Source organism: Acidovorax sp. HMWF018 (assembly GCF_003061035.1).
Classification (GTDB): Bacteria; Pseudomonadota; Gammaproteobacteria; order Burkholderiales; family Burkholderiaceae_C; genus Acidovorax; species Acidovorax delafieldii.
This window is the reverse complement of the sequence record NZ_QAIM01000191.1, coordinates 1-1,235: the sequence shown is the minus strand read 5'-3', so window position 1 is coordinate 1,235 and position 1,235 is coordinate 1. Positions and strand designations below refer to the sequence as shown.

Here is a 1,235-nt window from a genome sequence, read left to right as displayed (position 1 = left end):
GTCCCACACGGTGCGCCAGGGGAACAGCGTGGGGTCCTGAAACACCACGATGCGCGACGGGTCGGGCTGGGTGATGGGGGCGCCATCCTGCAGCAGCTCGCCGGTGGTGGCGGGCTCCAGCCCCGCCACCAGGCGCAGCAGCGTGCTCTTGCCGCAGCCGCTGGGGCCCAGCAGGGCCACGAACTCGCCGGGTCCTATGGACAAGTCCAGCTCGTCGATCACGTGCAGCGGGCCTGCGGGCAGGTCAAACCAGTGGCTGACATTGCGCACGTCAATGCGTGCGCCGGTCACACGGGCCGCCGTAGAGACTTCAGGAACCGTCACGGAACTCACCATTTCACCACCCCCTTCTGCCAAGACAGCACCCTGTCGCGCAGCACAAACAGCAGCGTGATCACGCCCGAGAACAACAGCGCCATCACAATGAGCGCCGCATACATGTTGGGATACGCCGCCCAGCCCTGCGCCCAGGTGAGGTACCAGCCCAGGCCCGCTTTCACGCCCAGCATCTCGGCCACCACCAGGGTGGAGAACGCCGCGCCCAGCCCCATGAACAGGCCCACAAACACCTGCGGCAGCGCCGCCGGGATGGCCACGCGCAGCACCAGAAACCAGGGCGACGCACCCATGGTGCGGGCCACGTCATAAAAGTTCTTGTGCACCCCGGCCACGCCCGACCAGGTGAGGATGGCCACCGGGAAGGCCGTGCCCAGCGCAATCAAAAAGATCGCCGTGGACCAGCTGGACGGGAAAAAATAGAAGCTGACCGGCAGCAGCGCGGTGGTGGGCACCGGGCCCAGGATGCGCAGCACCGGGTGGATCCAGTAACTGGCCTGGCGCGACCAGCCGATCAGCACGCCCGTGACAAAACCTGCAGCTGCTCCAATCGCAATGCCCAGCGCTAGCAGGCGGATGGAGGCGCCCGCGCTCTCCAGGAGGCGCGGCCAGTCGGTGGCGTACACCTCCACCAGGCTTTGGGGCGGTGCAAAGAAGGGCGGCGGCAGCGTGCCCAGCTTGGCGGTGAACACCTCCCACACCGCCAGGCCGACGGCGATGGCCACCAGCCAGGGCCCGGCCGCACGCACGCGGCGCACCACGGCAGCCAGCGGATGGGCCAGCACGGTCAGCGCCAGCAGCAACGCCGACACGCCCCCCGCACCCCAGGCGAACTCTTCGGTAAACGCCCATTCGCTGAAACCCGCCGGCTTGTTGGGCCACAGGCCCGTGAGCAAGGC

2 protein-coding genes are annotated in these 1,235 nt (G+C 68.2%); both read right to left on the bottom strand.

Going from position 1 to position 1,235, the window contains the following annotated elements; translation table 11 throughout:
- The coding region (locus DBR23_RS30355) for an ATP-binding cassette domain-containing protein (protein WP_146191266.1) at nt 1-336 on the bottom strand (336 nt) is incomplete at its 3' end.
- The gene (locus DBR23_RS07080) at nt 330-1,232 is read right to left on the bottom strand and encodes an ABC transporter permease (protein WP_108497779.1); all 903 of its coding nucleotides are present in this window, start codon (nt 1,230-1,232) and stop codon (nt 330-332) included. The genes DBR23_RS30355 and DBR23_RS07080, both read right to left, overlap by 7 nt.
- Between the last annotated feature and the right edge of the window lie 3 nt (nt 1,233-1,235).